The sequence below is a fragment of the Ottowia flava genome (assembly GCF_008017535.1).
Taxonomy (GTDB): Bacteria; Pseudomonadota; Gammaproteobacteria; order Burkholderiales; family Burkholderiaceae_C; genus Ottowia; species Ottowia flava.
The window spans coordinates 127011-143412 of record NZ_VRUA01000001.1; the positions used below are offsets into that span (position 1 = coordinate 127011).

Genomic DNA, 16402 nt, shown 5'->3' on the forward strand with positions numbered 1-16402 from the left:
CGCTGGAGGCCGTTTTCTCTTGAAATCGGCGCAACGCCACAACCCTCCGGCACAGCGCGCAGCCATGCCCAGGCCAGCCGCACGCCCCGCAGCGGCACAATGCCGCCATGTCCGCCCACCGCATCACCACCGCCGACGAACTGCGCGCCCTGGTCGCCCAGCGCGGCGCCGCGACCGGGTGCGCCTGCGGCGTCGGCCGCTGCGACGGCTGGACCAGCCTGACCGAAGAGCGCTGGCCCACCGCGCAGATGGTGCACGTCGGCAGCTTGCGCGACCTCGACGTGGCCGAGCCGACGTACGAAGAGCAGCACCCGAACGGCACGCGCTACGACGCAGCCGACGCGCCGGTGGCGATCGCCTTCTTCCCCTACAACCGCTGCGAGCTGTGGCGCTGCAACGCGTGCCAACGCCTGCTGCTGCGCTACACCGAGTACGGCGGCTACTACGTCGACCACCGCGTGCGCGAGCTGGGCCCGGCCACGCCGATCCTGGACTGAGTTAACGCAGCGCCTGGGCGCGCGCCGAGGCGGGCGCGGTGCGCCCTGCCCCACGCCCCACGCTCAGAAGAGCATCAGAAGATCGACAACCCGGTGCGCCGGGTGAACAGCTCCAGCGCCTTCTGCCCCAGCACCGAGTTGCCGGTCTCGTCCAGCGCGGGCGACCACACCACCAGCGTCAGGTGGTCGGGCACCACGGCCAGAATGCCGCCGCCCACGCCGCTCTTGCACGGCAGGCCGATGCGGTAGGCGAATTCGCCCGCCGCGTCGTAGGTGCCGCAGGTCAGCATCAGCGAATTGATGCGCCGCGTCTGCCGCTCGGTCATGATGTGCGCGCCCGGGCGCACCGGGTGGGCGCCGTCGCGGCTCAGATAGGCCGCCGCGCGCGCCAGTTGCAGGCAGCTCATCGACAGCGCGCACTGGTGAAAGTACAGGTCCAGCACGGTGTCGACCGCGTGGTCAACGCGGCCAAAGCTCTTCATGAAGTTGGCCAGCGCCTGGTTGCGAAAGCCGGTGGCGGCCTCGGAGGCGGCCACTTCCTCGTCGTAGCCGATGGGCTCGCCGCTCAGGTCGCTGAGGAACGCGCTGAGCTGCGCGCAGGCGGCGTCGCCGTACAGCCCCACCAGCCGGTCCGCCACCGCGATCGCGCCGGCGTTGATGAACGGGTTGCGCGGCGTGCCGTGCTCGAACTCCAGCTGCACCAGCGAGTTGAAGGCCGTGCCCGAGGGCTCGCGCCCGATGCGCGACCACAGCTGCTCCTCGCTCAAGTGCTGCATCGCCAGCGTCAGCGTGAAGACCTTGGAGATGCTCTGGATCGAGAACGGCAGCGCGCCGTCGCCCGCCACCGCCTCCTGGCCGTCGCAGGTGCGCAGCGCCATGCCGATGTGCCCGGCCGGCACCCGCGCCAGCGCCGGAATGTACTGGGCCACTTCACCGCGCGGCCCGTGCGCGCGCAGCTCGGCCTGCAAGGTGGCGGTGATCTCTTCGAGGATGGCTTGAAAATCCATGGGGCTGGCGGCGGACGGTGCGGTCGATGACCGATTGTGGCGGCTGGCGCTGCGCGGTGCTGGCGCGCGGCCGATGGCCCCGGACACGCCGTGGCGGCGGCGCGCCTGCCAAGCGCCTGCCGCAGCGTGCCGCCGGGCACACCGCTTGTTTCGCTATGGATTAAATAGCTGTCAGCGCTGACCGCTGTAGCGCTGGCGGCTGATTTCATGCCCAAACCGCTTTCTGCCCCTCTCCGCCCGGCGTGCGAATGGCCTGTGGCCGACGCTGCCGCGCCGCTGGCCCCACAATCCGCCCACGATGAAGCCCGATACCGCCCCTGCCATCCCCCCGGCGCCCGCGCCGGCTGCCGCGCACACCTTCGGCCCTACCCTGCCGGTGCGCCACCTGCTGCTGGCGGTGGCCGTGGTGGCGGTGTGGGGCACCAACTTCCCGATCATCAAGGTGGCGCTGGCGCACCTGCCGCCGCTGCTGATGGCCACGTTGCGCTTTGCGTTGGCGGCGCTGCCGGCGCTGTGGCTGATCCCGCGGCCCAAGGCCAGTTGGCGCAACCTGGCGGCGTTCGGCATCCTGATCGGCGTGGGGCAGTTCGGGCTGCTGTTCATTTCGATGACGCACTTCATCTCGCCCGGCCTGGCCTCGCTGGTGATCCAGGTGCAGGTGTTCTTCACCATCGGCATGGCGATGGCGATGACGGGCGAGCGCGTGCGCGGCTTTCAGGTGCTGGCCATGCTGCTGGCGGTGGCGGGCATCGTGCTGATCGGCTGGCACGCGGTGACGGATGGCGCATCCATCACGCCGCTGGGGCTGGTGATGATCCTGCTGGCGGCGATGGCCTGGGCGGGCGGCAACATCGTCAGCCGCGCCGCCGGGCGCGTGGACGCGGTGGGCTACATGGTGTGGTCCAGCCTGTTCGCGGTGCCGCCCCTGCTGCTGCTGTCGCTGTGGCTGGAAGGCTGGCCCGCGATCCGCGACGGCATCGCCGCGGCCGACTGGGGCACCTGGGCCGCCGTGCTGTGGCAGGCCGTCGGCAACACCCTGTTCGGCTACGCCGCCTGGGCCTGGCTGCTGGTGCGCTACCCCGCGGCGAGCGTGACGCCGATGGCGCTCCTGGTCCCGGTGTTCGGCATGGGCTCGTCGGCGCTGTGGCTGGGCGAATCACTGCCCGGCTGGAAGATGCTGGCCGCGCTGCTGGTGATCGGCGGCCTGACGATCAACGTGCTGTGGCCGCGGCTGCAGGCGCGCTGGCGCGCAGCGCGCGTCTGAACACCGCCGCGCGGCACCCATTGGCCGCGTGGGCCAACCCGACCGGGCAAGCGCCTGACTTGCGCACCCGATTGCGCGCCGCCAGCGCCCAGGTGGTCAGACGCGTTTTTCGCTCTGCTTTTGGGAGCTGCCCGCGCAGATAGCTGTAGGGCTCGCAGCCTATTTCTCTACTTTTCCGCCTGGGCCTGCGCGCCGCGGGGCACGCCCGTCACAGCTTGCCCGACGCGGCCTCTTCGGCGTGGGTCGAGGTCTGCACCAGCTCCTCGATCACCAACGCACGGTAGTAATACGCCAGCACCGCGCGGGTGGCGGCAAAAGCGGCGCCCAAGTCCTCGGTCGACGCGTCGGCCACGTCAACCAGCACGCCGGGCTTGCCCTCCTTGGCCAACTCGACGTAGCGCAGCATGAACTGGTCTTCGCGCCCTACCGACGGCATGCCGCCGACGGATTCGGTGCGCTCGGCAAAGGCCTGGACGATGGCCTCAGGCGGCAGCAGGCGCACTTCGCCGACCTTGTGCACAGCGGCCAGACGCTCGACTGCCGCCTGTGCGTCGGCCGCGCTGTTGAACATGGCGAAGACGTGGCCCTTGGGATAGTAGGCGCCGGACATCGAGAAGTGGCTCGGGTCTGCGGTGAAGGTGGACATGACAGGACTCCTTGCGAGTTGACAATGGTTCATTGTTGGCAGATCCCCTTGCCGGTCAGGTATGCAAATGCAATTTCCTGCCTCAGCAAGCGGGGCGAAATCAGCGCGCGGTGGTGCCAAGTCAGCCGTACCGGACGCTACACAAACCGAAGCTGCCAGCGCATTGTGGTCAAGCTCTGCAGCCCGATCTGACACCCAATCTTTCAGGCCGCACGCCGCCATTCGGTCACCCCAGGCGCCGACTGCGCCAAGGTGAGCTCGCGCACGCCCTGCGCGCCCGCGACAAACGCAACCAGGGCGCCGCTATGGCCCAGCGCAGTGACCACGGCGGCGCTGTCGGCGCCGTTACAGTCGACCAGCAGGCCGGCACGCTGTGCGCGCGCCAGGTCGGCCACGCGCTTGACATACGCCGGCTCCTGCGTGCGAATGGGTGCAATGGCCGAGTGCGTCGCGCGCGCATCCACCGAACGCAGGATTGCCTGTGGCTTCACCACCCTGACCCAGCACACGCCGGGTGCCGCCTCAGCCTCCAGCGCCGCTGCCTGGGCCGCGGCGATGTCGACGAACATCGCCAACACCTGCACCAACCGTGGCGACAGACCAGTGGGACGAGCAGCGGGCGACATGGCGGTTTCCGGTGGACTTTGTACAGATGCAATCGATTGTTAACAAAGCCTTCACCGTGCGGTGTAGGAGATGACCGGCTGCGCGCCGCAGTCCAGACCCACGGCATCCGGTGCCCACGACAGCCCTACCGCCCTGAGGCCAGGTGCCTCGGCAGGCTGGCGGCGGGCGTCAGGGGTGTGACTTCTCGCTGCCTCAGGCCGGTTCCGGGGCGGCTTCCGTCAGGTGCGCCCTGGCGCGCGCCCACACGTCGCGCGCGGGCAGGTCCTTGAGCTTGTGGTCGCTCCAGACCTGGCGCCACAGGCGGGCGCCGCGCCGCCCGTGGTGCAGGCCCAGCATGTGGCGCGCGATGGCGTACCAGCCGGTGCCGTGCAGCGCCGCTTCGCGCGCCATGTAATCGACCATCGCCGCTTCCACCTCGTCAGGGTCGAGCGCGCGCGGCGCGTCGCCAAAAAAGCGCGCGTCCCAGCCGGTCATCAACCAGGGGCGGTGGTAGGCCTCGCGCCCCAGCATCACGCCGTCGACATGCTGCAGCTGTTCGGCGATCTGCTCATCGGTGGTCACGCCGCCGTTGATGGCGATGGTCAGCTGCGGAAAGTCCTGTTTCAGGCGGTGCACCAGCGGGTAGCGCAGCGGCGGGATCTCGCGGTTTTCCTTGGGGCTCAGGCCTTTCAGCCAGGCGTTGCGGGCGTGGACGATGAAGACTTGGCAGCCCGCGTCGGCCACGGCGCCAACGAAGTCGCGCACGAAGCCGTAGCTTTCTTCCTTGTCGATGCCGATGCGGTGCTTGACGGTGACGGGCACGCTGACCACGTCCAGCATGGCCTTGACGCCATCGGCCACCAGCTGCGGCTCGGCCATCAGGCAGGCGCCGAATGCGCCGCGCTGCACCCGCTCGCTGGGACAGCCGCAGTTCAGGTTGACCTCGTCGTATCCCCACTCTTCGGCCAGGCGCGCGGCCGCGGCCAGCCGATCGGGCTCGCTGCCGCCCAGCTGCAGCGCAACCGGGTGCTCTTCGGCGTTGAAGCGCAGGTGCCGCTCGGTCCCACCGTACAAGATGCCGCCGGCGTTCACCATCTCGGTGTACAGCAGCGTGCGGCGCGTCAACAGGCGGTGGAAGTAACGGCAGTGGCGATCGGTCCAGTCGAGCATCGGCGCGACAGACAGGCGCCAGGGGCTGACATCGGACGCGGTGGCGGTCGAACCGGGCGTGGGGGACATGGCGCGATTATCCCGCGGGGGTCCGACAGGCGCCTGACGTGCAGCCGGAAGCCTTGGCGCTGGTGATCGCGTGGGTCGAATTCAATCGCAAGGATGAGGATGCGCCGGCGGGGATCGGTGCCTAGAGTGCGGTCATGGCCTTCAACCCACCGCTGACCTCCCATGCCGACCGCACCCCCACTTGAGAAAACCGCCCCCGTCTGGGACGAATGTCGCCTGGCTGAAACCCTGGACGCCGAAGGCTGGGCCACCCTGCCCGGCCTGCTGCCGCCCTGCGACTGCGCCACCCTGGCCGGCCTGTACGACGCGCCACGTCACTTTCGCAGCCGCATCGTGATGGCGCGGCACGGCTTCGGGCGCGGCGAATACCAGTACTTCGCCTACCCGCTGCCGCCGTTGATCGAAGGGCTGCGCCACGCGCTGTACCCGCCGTTGGCGCGCATCGCCAACGCGTGGCAGGCGCGCCTGGGCTCACCCACGCGCTACCCGGCCGAGTTGCCCGAATTCCTGGCGCGCTGCCATGGGGCCGGGCAAACGCGGCCGACGCCGCTGCTGCTGCGCTACAGCGCGGGCGACCACAACTGCCTGCACCAGGACTTGTATGGCGAACACGTCTTTCCGCTGCAACTGGCCATCCTGCTGTCGGCGCCCGGGCGCGACTTCAGCGGTGGCGAATTCGTCATGACCGAACGCACCAGCGACGGCCAACGCGCCGACGTGGTGCCGCTGCGCCAAGGCGACGGCGTGGTCTTCACCGTCAACGAACGGCCCGTGCCCAGCCGGCGCGGTGGCTGGCGGCGGGCGCAGATGCGCCACGGCGTCAGCGCGGTGCGACAAGGGCAGCGCCACACCGTCGGCGTGATCTTTCACGACGCGCGCTGATGGCGCGCCCCAGCTTTGCTTCAAGGAGCCAACCATGAACACCCTCATCCTCAGCCAATTGGATTCGCCCCAGGGCCCGCTGCGCCTGGTGATCGACGCCCAAGGCCGCGTGCACGCACTGGACTTCACCGAAGGTCTGTCGCCCGCGCGCCGGCGCATGGGTTTTGGCGCGGCGCAAGGCGGCCTGCGTGCGGGGCCTGCGCCCGCATCGGTGTCCGACGCGCTCGCCCGCTACTTTGACGGCGACTGGGCTGCGCTGGACGCCCTACCGGTGCGCACCCAAGGCGACGCGCTGCAGGAGCAGGTCTGGGCGGCGCTGCGGCGCATCCCCGCTGGGCGCACGGTGTCGTACGGGCAACTGGCGCGCTCGCTCGGCCTGCAAGATCCGCGCGCCGCCATCGACGTGGGCGCCGCCAACGCGGCCAACCCGATCGCGCTGATCATCCCCTGCCATCGGGTGGTTGCAGCGACGGCAGCCTGCGCGGCTACGCCTGGAGCCTGGTGCGCAAACGCTGGTTGCTGGCGCACGAACACGCTTTGGCGGAGGCGCCGCTGACCGCCACGCTGCCGGGGTTTTGACCGACCGATCCCGCCCGCGCGGGCGCCAATTTGATTCAATCGCAAGAAACGGAATGCTTGCGATTGAATTTCGTCTTACGCTGAACACCTCATTCGATTCTTCTCCGCTTGCGAGCCTCACCATGACCTCGTCCACCACCTCAACGCCTTACCGCAGCGACGACGCCCGCTGGCAGGCCATCGCCACGCGCGATGCCGCCGCCGACGGCGCCTTTGTCTACGCCGTGCGCACCACCGGCGTGTACTGCCGCCCCAGCGCCAACGGCCGTTTGCCAAGGCGCGACAACGTCGAGTTTTTTGACACGCCGGCCGCCGCCGAAGCCGCGGGCTACCGCGCCAGCCGCCGCGCCTGCGCCGACCGCACCGCCGCGGCCAGCGAGCGCGCCGCCCTGGTGGCCGAGGCTTGCCGCCAGATCAACAGCGCGGAGACGGCGCCCACGTTGGACGCCCTCGCCACCCACGCCGGCATGAGCCCCCACCACTTTCACCGCGTGTTCAAGGCCGAGACGGGGATGACCCCCAAGGCCTACGCCGCAGCGCAGCGCGCGCAGCGCCTGCGCGACGCTTTGCAACAGTGCGCAGGCACGGTGACGGACGCGATCTACGGTGCGGGCTTTGGCTCCAACAGCCGCTTTTACGCCGGTGCCGACCAGATGCTGGGCATGCTGCCGCGCGCTTACCAAGCCGGCGGTGCGGGCGCGGTGATCCGGTTCGCGCTGGGCGATTGTGCGCTGGGCGCGATCCTGGTGGCGCAAAGCCAGCTGGGCCTGTGCGCCATCCTGCTGGGCGACGAGCCGGACCAGCTGCTGCGCGATCTGCAGGACCAGTTCCCCAAAGCCGAGCTGGTCGGCGGCAACGCCGAGTTCGAGAAGCTGGTGGCGCAGGTGGTCGGTTTCATCGAAGCGCCGCACCTGGGGCTCAACCTGCCGCTGGACGTGCGCGGCACGGCCTTCCAGCAGCGCGTGTGGCAGGCGCTGGGCAGCATCCCGCCCGGCAGCACCGCCAGCTACGCCGAGATCGCTGAGCGCATCGGCGCGCCCAAGGCGGTGCGCGCGGTGGCGCAGGCTTGCGGCGCCAACGCGCTGGCGGTCGCCATCCCCTGTCACCGCGTGGTGCGGCGCGACGGCGACATCTCGGGCTATCGCTGGGGCGTGGCGCGCAAGCGCGAACTGCTGCGGCGCGAGGCGACGGCATGAGCGCGGCTGGGGATACCTCGACCCGAATCGACGCCAACACCGTGGCCTCGCACCGCGCGGCGCCGGGCGCCTGGGATGCGGCGGCCATCGATGCTCAGTTGAGCCAGAACGGGTACGCGCTGTTGCCAGGTCTGTTCGGGTCGGCTGTGGCCCCTTGGCAAGCCGCCCACGAATCGAACGATCTACCCAACGGCCCGCTGCCACCGGCCTTCGCCATGTGGCGCCACGCCTTGTACCGCCGCCTGGCGCCCATTGCCAACCGGTGGGCCCAGGCCTTGGGCGAGCCGGCGCATTTCCCGCCAGAGCTGACCGACTTCGACACGCTCAATCGGGCGGCGGGTCAGAACACCCCGCTCAGCCTGGTCAGTCGGCTGAACGCCGGGGCCGAGGTTGCGCTGCGCCAGGACACAGCGGGCACGCTCGTGTTTCCGCTGCAGGTCGTCGGCCTCCTGTCGGCACCCGATGCGGACTTCACCGGCGGCGCTTTCGTTCTGGTGGAGCAACGACCGCGGATGCAGTCGCGCCCGAGCGTGGTGCCGCTGCAGTTTGGCGACGCCGCCATCATCTGCACCGGCCCGCGCCCCGTGCGCGGCCGCCAGGGCATCTACCGCGTGAACGTCCGCCACGCGATCGCGCGCGTGCGCAGCGGGCAGCGTGTGGGGCTCTCGCTGTCGTTTCATGGCGCCGTGTAGTGCAGATCCGTCAGGGCCGACCCTTTTTGGCACGCGCACTTGGACCCTGATGGGCCCCGACGGGCAGTCGTACGCCAGTGCGACGCCCGGCGCCCTGGGCGGCCACCGGCGTGGGCGCATCTACGGGCAGCTCAACTGCCGATCGGCCTTGCAGGCGATCGTGCGCGGCGGCTACGTCCCGCAGCGTGTGTTCTTTGCCGATGAGGCCACGGCCATTGCGGCGGGGTACCGGCCTTGCGCCGTGTGCATGCCGCAGGCCTATGCGAATTGGCAGGCAAAGCACCCGTGAATCCGCTGGCGTGCACTGCCCACCATCCGAAGCCGCCGCAAATCGGGAGCAAATCACCAGGGCCCACCCACAAAAAAACCCCGCCGAAGCGGGGTTTGGTGCGTCCGACTCCGGCGCGATCAGCCCATGTGCAGGCCGCCGTTGCAGGAGAAGTTGGCGCCGGTGGTGAAACCCGCGTCGTCGCCGGCCAGCCAGGCGACGATAGAGCCGATTTCGTCTGGGGTGCCCAGGCGCTTGACCGGGATGGTGCCGACGATCTTTTCCAGCACGTCGGGACGGATGGCCTTGACCATGTCGGTGCCGATGTAGCCGGGGCTGACCGTGTTCACGGTAACGCCCTTGCCGGCCAGCTCCTGCGCCAGCGCCATGGCAAAACCGTGCATGCCGGCCTTGGCGGCCGAGTAGTTGGTCTGCCCGGCCTGGCCTTTTTCACCGTTGACCGAACTGATCTGGATGATGCGGCCAAAACCGCGCTCGGCCATATCGGGCACGACCTGCTTGGTCACGTTGAACATGCTGGTCAGGTTGGTGTCGATCACCGCGTCCCAGTCTTCGCGGGTCATCTTCAGGAACATGCGGTCGCGCGTGATGCCGGCGTTGTTGACCAGCACGTCGATCGGGCCGTGGTCGGCCTTGGCCTTGGCGAAGGCGTCGGCGGTGGACTGCCAGTCGCTCACGTTGCCCACGCTTGCGTAGAACGTGTAGCCCAGCGCCTTCTGCTCGTCCAGCCACTTCTGGAAGTCGCGCGTCGGGCCGCAGCCAGCGATGACTTTGAAACCTTCCTTGTGCAGGCGCTGGCAGATCGCGGTGCCGATGCCACCCATGCCGCCGGTCACGTACGCTACTTTCTGACTCATTTACTGTCTCCTCAATGGACTGCGAAAAAAACTGTCGGAAATTTAGGCACGCCGACCCTCCCGTGCAAACCCCTGCTCAAACCCAGACGTCGTTCGGCGCGGTGTAGGCGCCGCCAGCGGCCCCGGTGTTCACCACGCCACGCGGCTCGACCAGCATCACCGCGCATTCCTGCGCCGCCACGGGCCGGTGCTCAACGCCCTTGGGCACCACGCACAGCTCGCCCTGCGCGAGCGGAACGGTCCGGTCGCGAAACTGCAGTTCCAGCGCGCCGTCGACGACGATGAACACCTCGTCGGTGTCCGCGTGGCTGTGCCACACGAATTCGCCTTGGATCTTGACGAGCTTGAACTGGTAGTCGTTCATCTCGGCGATCACCCGCGGCGACCAGTGCTCGGCAAAGCGGCCGAGCTTGTCCTGCAGGTTGATCGCTGCCGCAGCCATCAGAAGCGCTCCAGCGCCATCGCCACGCCCATGCCACCGCCAATGCACAGGCCGGCCAGGCCCTTGTTGGCACCGCTGCGCTGCATTTCGTACAGCAGCGACACCAGGATGCGGCAGCCGGACGCCCCGATCGGGTGGCCGATGGCGATGGCGCCGCCGTTGACGTTGACCTTGGCCGGGTCGGCGCCCAGCAGCTTGTTGACGGCGCAGGCCTGCGCGGCGAAGGCTTCGTTCAGCTCGAACACGTCGACATCGCCCACGCTCCAGCCGGCGCGCTTGAGGGCCTTTTGCGACGCCGGCACCGGGCCCAGGCCCATGGTGGCGGGGTCCAGCCCGCTGGTGGCGTAGCTGACGATGCGCGCCAGCGGCTTCAGGCCGAGGGCGGCGGCTTTGGTGGCGGTCATCACCACCACGGCGGCGGCGCCGTCGTTGATGCCGCTGGCGTTGCCAGCCGTCACCGTGCCCGACTTGTCGAACGCCGGGCGCAGGCCAGCCAGCGCCTCGGCGTTGGTCTTGGTGTTGATGTACTCGTCGGTGTCGAACACCACCGGGTCGCCCTTGCGCTGCGGGATGCTGACCGGGACGATCTCGTCCTTGAACTTGCCTGCGGCCTGGGCTGCGGCGGCCTTTTTCTGGCTGGCCAGCGCCAGCTCGTCCTGCATTTCGCGCGTGATGCCTTCCTGCTTGGCCACGTTCTCGGCGGTGATGCCCATGTGGTACTGGTTGTAGACGTCCCACAGGCCATCGACGATCATGGTGTCGGTCATCTTCCAGTCGCCCATGCGCTGGCCGTCGCGGCTGCCCAGCAGCACGTGCGGGCTGGCGCTCATGTTTTCCTGGCCGCCGGCGACGACGATCTCGCTGTCGCCGGTGACCACCGCCTGGTGCGCCAGCATCACGGCCTTCAGGCCCGAGCCGCACACGGCGTTGATCGTCAGGCCCGGCGTTTCCTTGGCCACACCGGCCTTCATCAGGGCCTGGCGCGCCGGGTTCTGTCCGCTGCCGGCGGTCAGCACCTGGCCCATGATCACTTCACCGACCTGGTCCATCCCGACCTTGGCGCGCTCCAGTGCGGCCTTGATCACGATGCTGCCCAGCTCGGTCGCCGGCACCTTGGCCAGCGCGCCGCCGAACTTGCCCACGCCCGTGCGTGCGGCGGAAACGATGACGATGTCTTCCATGGAACGCTCTCCTTTCGATAGCTGCTCGCGCTTGTCCCTGTAGCGCTAGCCGCTGTTTTGATGCTGAATCTGAAAATCAGGCCTTGGCCTTGACGTAGCTGCCGGGTGCGGGCTCGATCGCCTCGTACGCGGTGCCGCGGCCGTAGCGCTTGGGCGCGGCCACCTGCTTGCCGCCGTGGTCGCCCAGCCAGTCGGACCAGTCGGGCCACCAGCTGCCGGGCGTTTCGGTGGCGCCGGCGATCCATTCGTTCACATCGGCCGGAAACTTGCCGTCGTCGCGCACCCAGTGGCTGCGCTTCTTGGCGGCGGGCGGGTTGATCACGCCGGCGATGTGGCCGGACGCGCCCATCATGAAGCGCTTCTTGCCCGGCAGCACCTGCGTGGAGGCGTAGGCGCCGCCGATCGGCACGATGTGGTCTTCGCGCGAGCCGTAGATGTAGACCGGGATATCGAGCTTGCGCAGGTCGATCTTCTCGCCGCAAACCGTGGCCTTGCCGGGCTTGACGAGGTTGTTTTCAAGGTAGGTGTTGCGCAGGTACCAAGCGTAGAACGGGCCCGGCAGGTTGGTGGAGTCGCTGTTCCAGTACAGCAGGTCAAACGCGGGCGGCGTTTCGCCCTTGAGGTAGTTGCCCACCACGTAGTTCCACACCAGGTCGTTGGGCCGCAGAAAGCTGAAGGTGCTGGCCAGGTCGTTGCCCTTGAGCATGCCGCCCGCGCCCATCTGCATCTCGCGAAAACGCACCATGTTCTCGTCGATGAAGACATCCAGGATGCCGGTGTCGCGGAAGTCGATCAGCGTGGTCAGCAGGGTCAGCGCCGACACGGGCTTTTCACCGCGTGCAGCCAGCACGGCCAGCGCCGTGGTCAGGATGGTGCCGCCCACGCAGAAGCCCAGGGCGTTGATCTGCTTGGCGCCGGTGACGTCCTGCACCGTTTCGATGGCCTTGATGGCAGCGTTCTGGATGTAGTCGTCCCAGGAGTACTTCTCCATTGACGCGTCGGGGTTGCGCCAGCTCACCACGAAGGTGCGGTGGCCCTGGCTGACGGCGTAGCGAATGAAGGAGTTTTCAGGCTGCAGGTCGAGGATGTAGAACTTGTTGATGCAGGGCGGCACCAGCAGAAAAGGTTTTTCGTACACCTTGGCGGTCAGCGGCTTGTATTCGATCAGCTGGAACAGCTCGTTCTCGAACACCACGGCGCCCTCGGTGGTGGCAACGTTCTTGCCGACCTCGAACACGCTTTCGTCGGTCATCGACACGTGCCCCAGGCGCATGTCGTGCAGGATGTTGGCCAGGCCCTTGGCCAGGCTTTCGCCCTGCGTCTCGATGGCTTTTTGCTGCGCGTCGGCGTTCAGCGCCAGGAAGTTGCTGGGCGACGCCGCGGCCACCCACTGCTCGACGGCAAAGCGCACGCGCTGGCGGCTCTTTTCGTCGCCCTCGGCCGCTTCGGCCATGGCCATCAGCGTGCGGGCGTTGAGCAGGTAGACCGCGGCGGTGAAGGACGACAGCGGATTGCTGGTCCAGGCCTCGCCCTTGAAACGCCGGTCCTTGAGTGTCGGGTTGGCCTGCAGCGTCTGGTTCCACAGCTCGCTGGCTTCGCGCACGTAGTTCTGCTGCAGCTCGAGCATCTTCTCGGGCGGGAACGTCAGGCTGGGAAGATCGACCGGGGTGGGGCCGCGCCCGAGCGGGCTCATGCCGCCGAGATCCATGTTCTGGAACTGCGCGAACGCGTTCTTCCAGCCTTCGATGAGCCCCTGATCCATGGGAAAACCCATGCCCTGGGGCAACTTGCTCATCATGTCCTGCCAAAGCGAGGAAGCCTGGTTCGGCGTCATGGTGTCTCCTGAAATCGTTGTGTTGACGGGTCCGCGCAGCGGTGGGAGGAGCCGTCGCCGCGCCTTGACCGCTGCTGAGCCCAGTATCCCCGAGCTCGGTAACGGCACACTGACACGCTGCCAATATACGCCGACTTCTGCGGGCTTCCGGGCGGGCGCCTCCCCGGTCAATCCCTGTCAGGGCTTACGCGGAGGGCGCGCCAACCTCGTCGATCCAGATGCAGGCGGCCATGCGGCCGGTGCCGCCCAGCGCCGACTGGTCGCGCCGGAACGAGAAGTAGCGATCCGGCCGCGCCACGGTGCACCAAGCGTCGCTGCCGTCGTTACCGTACACCGCCGTGACGCCGTTCGTGAGCAGCACGCGCCGCGCAAGCGCGGGCAGATCCGCCAGGAACTTGCCGGGCGTGTGCGGCGCAAAGGCCGGGTCTGCGCCAGCGTCCTGCGCGAGGAACGCCTCCCGCACCTCAGCGCCCACCTCGAAGGCACGTGGTCCAATGCAGGGGCCCAGCCAGGCGATGATCGGATCAGCGCCTTGATTCGCTTCATTATCGATAGCTGGCTGCGCCCGTCCCGCCTGCCCTGCAGGCCGAAACTGCTCCAAAGTCGCCTGGAGCACACCCGATGCGAGCCCGCGCCAGCCCGCATGCGCAGCGGCCACGGCGCTGCCGCTGGCGGTGGTCAGCAACACGGGAAGGCAGTCGGCCACCATCACCGTGCAGGCGACGTCGCTTCGAGTGCTGAACGCCGCATCCGCCGTGGTGCCATCGGCAAGATCCGGTGAGAGCGCGCACACGCCCGTGCCATGCACCTGATGCAGAAACACGGGCCGCGCAGCCCCCAGCGCCTGCGCCAGCAACGCGCGGTTGGCAGCCACGGCATCAGCGGCATCGCCCACGTGATCGCCTAGGTTGAAATACTGATAAGGCGCGGGTGAAGCGCCATCGGCAGGCGACGAACCGCGCGTGGTGAACAGCGCCCGCACCCGCGTGGGTGCCGGCCAGTCGGGTACAAACCAGCGCGCGTCGACCATGCGGTTCACTTTTCAGCGTCGGGGCAGGCGGAAGGCTGTGCCTTCTGGAAGGCGTCGAGCTTCATGCATGCCTCGAACACGGCCATGGTGCGCGGGTACGCAGACAGGTCGCAATCGAAACGCTGTGCATTGAAGATTTGCGGCACCAGACAGCAGTCGGCCAGTGTCGGTGTTTCGCCATGACTGAAGGTGGCGGGCGCCTCGGCCAGGCGGGCTTCGAAGGCCTGCAGGCCCAGCGCCACCCAATGCCGGTACCAGCTGTTCTTGGCCGCTTCGTTCTGCGCGAGTTCGTGCGTCAGGTACTTGAGCACCCGCAGGTTGTTGAGCGGATGCACCTCGCACGCGATCAGCTGCGCGAGCGCGCGAACGCGTGCACGGCCGATGGCGTCGGCGGGCAGCAGCGCGGACTGCGGATGGGTCTCTTCCAGGTACTCGATGATGGCCATGGACTGCGTGATGCGCTGGCCGTTGTCCAGCTCCAGCAGCGGCACCAGACCTTCCGAACTGAGCGATGTGAACTCGGCGCGCCGATGTTCACCCTTGGCCAGATGTACCGGCAGGTACTCGTAGGAGAGTCCCTTGAGGTTGAGTGCGATGCGCACACGAAACGACGCCGAGGATCGGAAGTAGTTGTAGAGCTTCATGCGAAAAGTGTAGCCCGGCTGCGTGGGCTCGCGCTGTGTGCAGACATGCCGGGCGGACGCCAATAGCTGGCGCTGCACGCACAAAAAAAACGCCACCGTGTCCGGTGGCGCGAGGGTTTCAGGGGGCCGAGGCCGCGGCCGTGATTCAGGCGCTCGCCTCATGCCAATCCATCCATCAGCGTACCGGCTGACCACCAATCGGCGTGTTGTACGTGGGTGCAGGCGCAGCGGCGACCGGTGCGCGGTCGGCCAGGAAGATCTCCACGCGGCGGTTCTGAGCGCGGCCCGCGTCGGTGCGGTTGTCGGCGATAGGCTCGCGCGAACCGCGGCCATCGGTACGGATGCGGCGCGTGTCCACGCCGCGCGTGGCCAGGTAGTCGCGCACGCTGTTGGCGCGTGCCACGGACAGCGGGTTGTTGATCGCATCGGTGCCGGTCGAATCGGTGTGGCCGATGATGGTCACCTCCAGGCTCGGCTGCTGGCCCAGACCTTGACCGAACTGGTCGAGGATGGGGCGCAGGCGCGGCTGGATGTCGGCACGGCCGGTGGCGAAGGAAATGTCCTCGGGAATGTTCAGCTTGAGCTGGTTGTCTGGCGTCTGGGTGACCTGCACGCCGGTGCCCGCCGTGGCCGCCTGCATCTGCTGCTTCTTGTTCTCCATGTAGCGCGACCAGGCGTACCCGCCCAGAGCGCCCACACCGGCGCCGATGGCCGCCCCCTTGCCGTCACCGATCAGGCCACCGGCAGCTGCGCCCACACCTGCACCAATAGCAGTATTGCGCTGAGTTTCCGTCATGTTGGCGCAGCCGGTCATGAAGACGGCTGCCGCCGTGGTGGCCACCAGCAGGCCACGGCCAATTTCACGTGTTTGCATCGGGATGTTTCCTTTCATTGAGTTATCGCAGCAACTGCGAGACCGGCGTGTACCGGTGGCAGTTCACAAGGGCGGGCGGGAGTCCCGCGGCGCCTGCGAATCTAACGCTCGGCCCGCGCGCGACGCTGTAGGACACGCGCGCATGGGGCCGTCAGGCCGGCGTTTCGCGCTCGTGATGTGCGACCAATTTGGCAAGCAGCCCCATGAATTGGGTGCGTTCTGACAGGCTCAGGCCATCAACGATCCGGGTCTGCACTGAGGGCATGTGGGCCGTCATGCCATGCAAGGCGGCAAGACCTTCAGGGGTCAGGCGCAGCAGCTTGCGCCGGCGATCCTGCTCGGCCGGCTCGCGGTGCAGCCAGCCCTTGCCGATGAGACGCGCGACCACCGAGCCGATTGTCGCCTGGTCGAACGCCACCCGTTGCGCCAGCGTGATCTGGTCAATGTCGGGCGCCTGGGCCAACACGCTGAGGATCGCGAACTGCACGGGCGTGACGCCGAAAGCAGCCGTCTCCTCGCTGAACACGGCGACGGAGATCTGGTGCGCACGGCGAATCAAATGGCCGGGCGCTTGTTCGAACGAAAAGACATCGGAGTCTGCTGGCATACCGCCAAGTGTAGGCGGCGCCGGTCGGCGCGAAGC

19 protein-coding genes are annotated in these 16402 nt (G+C 68.2%); 7 read left to right on the forward strand and 12 right to left on the reverse strand.

The genetic code is table 11. From position 1 onward, the window contains the following. Positions 1 to 107: 107 nt before the first annotated feature. Positions 108 to 497, forward strand: coding sequence for a hypothetical protein (locus FVQ98_RS00525; RefSeq protein WP_147911468.1), 390 nt, complete (start codon positions 108 to 110; stop codon positions 495 to 497). A gap of 74 nt (positions 498 to 571) precedes the next feature. Here FVQ98_RS00525 and FVQ98_RS00530 read toward each other — a convergent pair whose 3' ends face one another. After that, positions 572 to 1504 (reverse strand): glutaminase, encoded by a 933-nt coding sequence (locus FVQ98_RS00530; protein WP_147911469.1) that lies wholly within the window; start codon positions 1502 to 1504, stop codon positions 572 to 574. A gap of 370 nt (positions 1505 to 1874) precedes the next feature. Here FVQ98_RS00530 and FVQ98_RS00535 point away from each other — a divergent pair, with 370 nt between their 5' ends. Further along, positions 1875 to 2768 (forward strand): EamA family transporter, encoded by an 894-nt coding sequence (locus FVQ98_RS00535; protein WP_222707540.1) that lies wholly within the window; start codon positions 1875 to 1877, stop codon positions 2766 to 2768. Positions 2769 to 2976: 208 nt separating this feature from the next. Here the strand turns inward: FVQ98_RS00535 and FVQ98_RS00540 are convergent, their stop codons facing one another. The 3 genes from FVQ98_RS00540 to dusA form a co-directional block, all read right to left on the reverse strand. Next, positions 2977 to 3414, reverse strand: coding sequence for a hypothetical protein (locus FVQ98_RS00540; RefSeq protein ID WP_147911471.1), 438 nt, complete (start codon positions 3412 to 3414; stop codon positions 2977 to 2979). Positions 3415 to 3617: 203 nt separating this feature from the next. Further along, positions 3618 to 4040 carry a hypothetical protein gene (locus tag FVQ98_RS00545; RefSeq protein WP_147911472.1) on the reverse strand — a complete coding sequence of 141 codons (423 nt, stop codon included), beginning with the start codon at positions 4038 to 4040 and terminating at the stop codon, positions 3618 to 3620. A 193-nt stretch (positions 4041 to 4233) separates the two neighbouring features. After that, entirely contained in the window at positions 4234 to 5259 is a 1026-nt protein-coding gene (gene dusA / locus FVQ98_RS00550; RefSeq protein ID WP_147911473.1) for a tRNA dihydrouridine(20/20a) synthase DusA, read from the reverse strand. 162 nt (positions 5260 to 5421) lie between these two features. Here dusA and FVQ98_RS00555 point away from each other — a divergent pair, with 162 nt between their 5' ends. From FVQ98_RS00555 to FVQ98_RS00575, 5 genes are all read left to right on the forward strand, one after another. After that, positions 5422 to 6141, forward strand: a complete 720-nt coding sequence (locus tag FVQ98_RS00555; RefSeq protein ID WP_147911474.1) for a 2OG-Fe(II) oxygenase — start codon at positions 5422 to 5424, stop codon at positions 6139 to 6141. Between the two features lie 34 nt (positions 6142 to 6175). Continuing rightward, entirely contained in the window at positions 6176 to 6697 is a 522-nt protein-coding gene (locus tag FVQ98_RS00560) for a methylated-DNA--[protein]-cysteine S-methyltransferase (RefSeq protein WP_255507557.1), read from the forward strand. Between the two features lie 145 nt (positions 6698 to 6842). Next, positions 6843 to 7916, forward strand: coding sequence for a bifunctional DNA-binding transcriptional regulator/O6-methylguanine-DNA methyltransferase Ada (ada, locus tag FVQ98_RS00565; RefSeq protein WP_147911475.1), 1074 nt, complete (start codon positions 6843 to 6845; stop codon positions 7914 to 7916). Next, positions 7913 to 8608, forward strand: coding sequence for a 2OG-Fe(II) oxygenase (locus FVQ98_RS00570; protein ID WP_147911476.1), 696 nt, complete (start codon positions 7913 to 7915; stop codon positions 8606 to 8608). The genes ada and FVQ98_RS00570 overlap by 4 nt, the downstream gene beginning before the upstream one ends. A gap of 49 nt (positions 8609 to 8657) precedes the next feature. Next, complete coding sequence (locus tag FVQ98_RS00575; protein WP_255507558.1) at positions 8658 to 8897, forward strand: Ada metal-binding domain-containing protein; 240 nt, start codon at positions 8658 to 8660, stop codon at positions 8895 to 8897. Positions 8898 to 9016: 119 nt separating this feature from the next. On the opposite strand, the gene phbB is transcribed toward FVQ98_RS00575, so the two are convergent. From phbB to FVQ98_RS00615, 8 genes are all read right to left on the reverse strand, one after another. Further along, positions 9017 to 9754, reverse strand: coding sequence for an acetoacetyl-CoA reductase (phbB, locus tag FVQ98_RS00580; RefSeq protein ID WP_147911478.1), 738 nt, complete (start codon positions 9752 to 9754; stop codon positions 9017 to 9019). 76 nt (positions 9755 to 9830) lie between these two features. Beyond that, positions 9831 to 10196, reverse strand: coding sequence for a cupin domain-containing protein (locus tag FVQ98_RS00585; RefSeq protein ID WP_147911479.1), 366 nt, complete (start codon positions 10194 to 10196; stop codon positions 9831 to 9833). After that, positions 10196 to 11377: an acetyl-CoA C-acetyltransferase gene (locus FVQ98_RS00590; protein ID WP_147911480.1), complete on the reverse strand. Its 1182-nt coding sequence runs from the start codon at positions 11375 to 11377 to the stop codon at positions 10196 to 10198. The genes FVQ98_RS00585 and FVQ98_RS00590 overlap by 1 nt, the downstream gene beginning before the upstream one ends. Positions 11378 to 11453: 76 nt before the next feature. Then, complete coding sequence (locus FVQ98_RS00595; protein WP_370512905.1) at positions 11454 to 13175, reverse strand: PHA/PHB synthase family protein; 1722 nt, start codon at positions 13173 to 13175, stop codon at positions 11454 to 11456. A 220-nt stretch (positions 13176 to 13395) separates the two neighbouring features. Beyond that, positions 13396 to 14241 (reverse strand): peptidoglycan editing factor PgeF, encoded by an 846-nt coding sequence (gene pgeF / locus FVQ98_RS00600; protein WP_147911765.1) that lies wholly within the window; start codon positions 14239 to 14241, stop codon positions 13396 to 13398. Positions 14242 to 14246: 5 nt separating this feature from the next. Next, positions 14247 to 14885, reverse strand: coding sequence for a maleylacetoacetate isomerase (gene maiA, locus FVQ98_RS00605; RefSeq protein ID WP_147911481.1), 639 nt, complete (start codon positions 14883 to 14885; stop codon positions 14247 to 14249). Positions 14886 to 15060: 175 nt separating this feature from the next. After that, positions 15061 to 15759 (reverse strand): OmpA family protein, encoded by a 699-nt coding sequence (locus FVQ98_RS00610; protein WP_187265579.1) that lies wholly within the window; start codon positions 15757 to 15759, stop codon positions 15061 to 15063. A 151-nt stretch (positions 15760 to 15910) separates the two neighbouring features. Next, positions 15911 to 16366, reverse strand: coding sequence for a MarR family winged helix-turn-helix transcriptional regulator (locus FVQ98_RS00615; protein WP_147911482.1), 456 nt, complete (start codon positions 16364 to 16366; stop codon positions 15911 to 15913). Positions 16367 to 16402 lie beyond the last annotated feature (36 nt).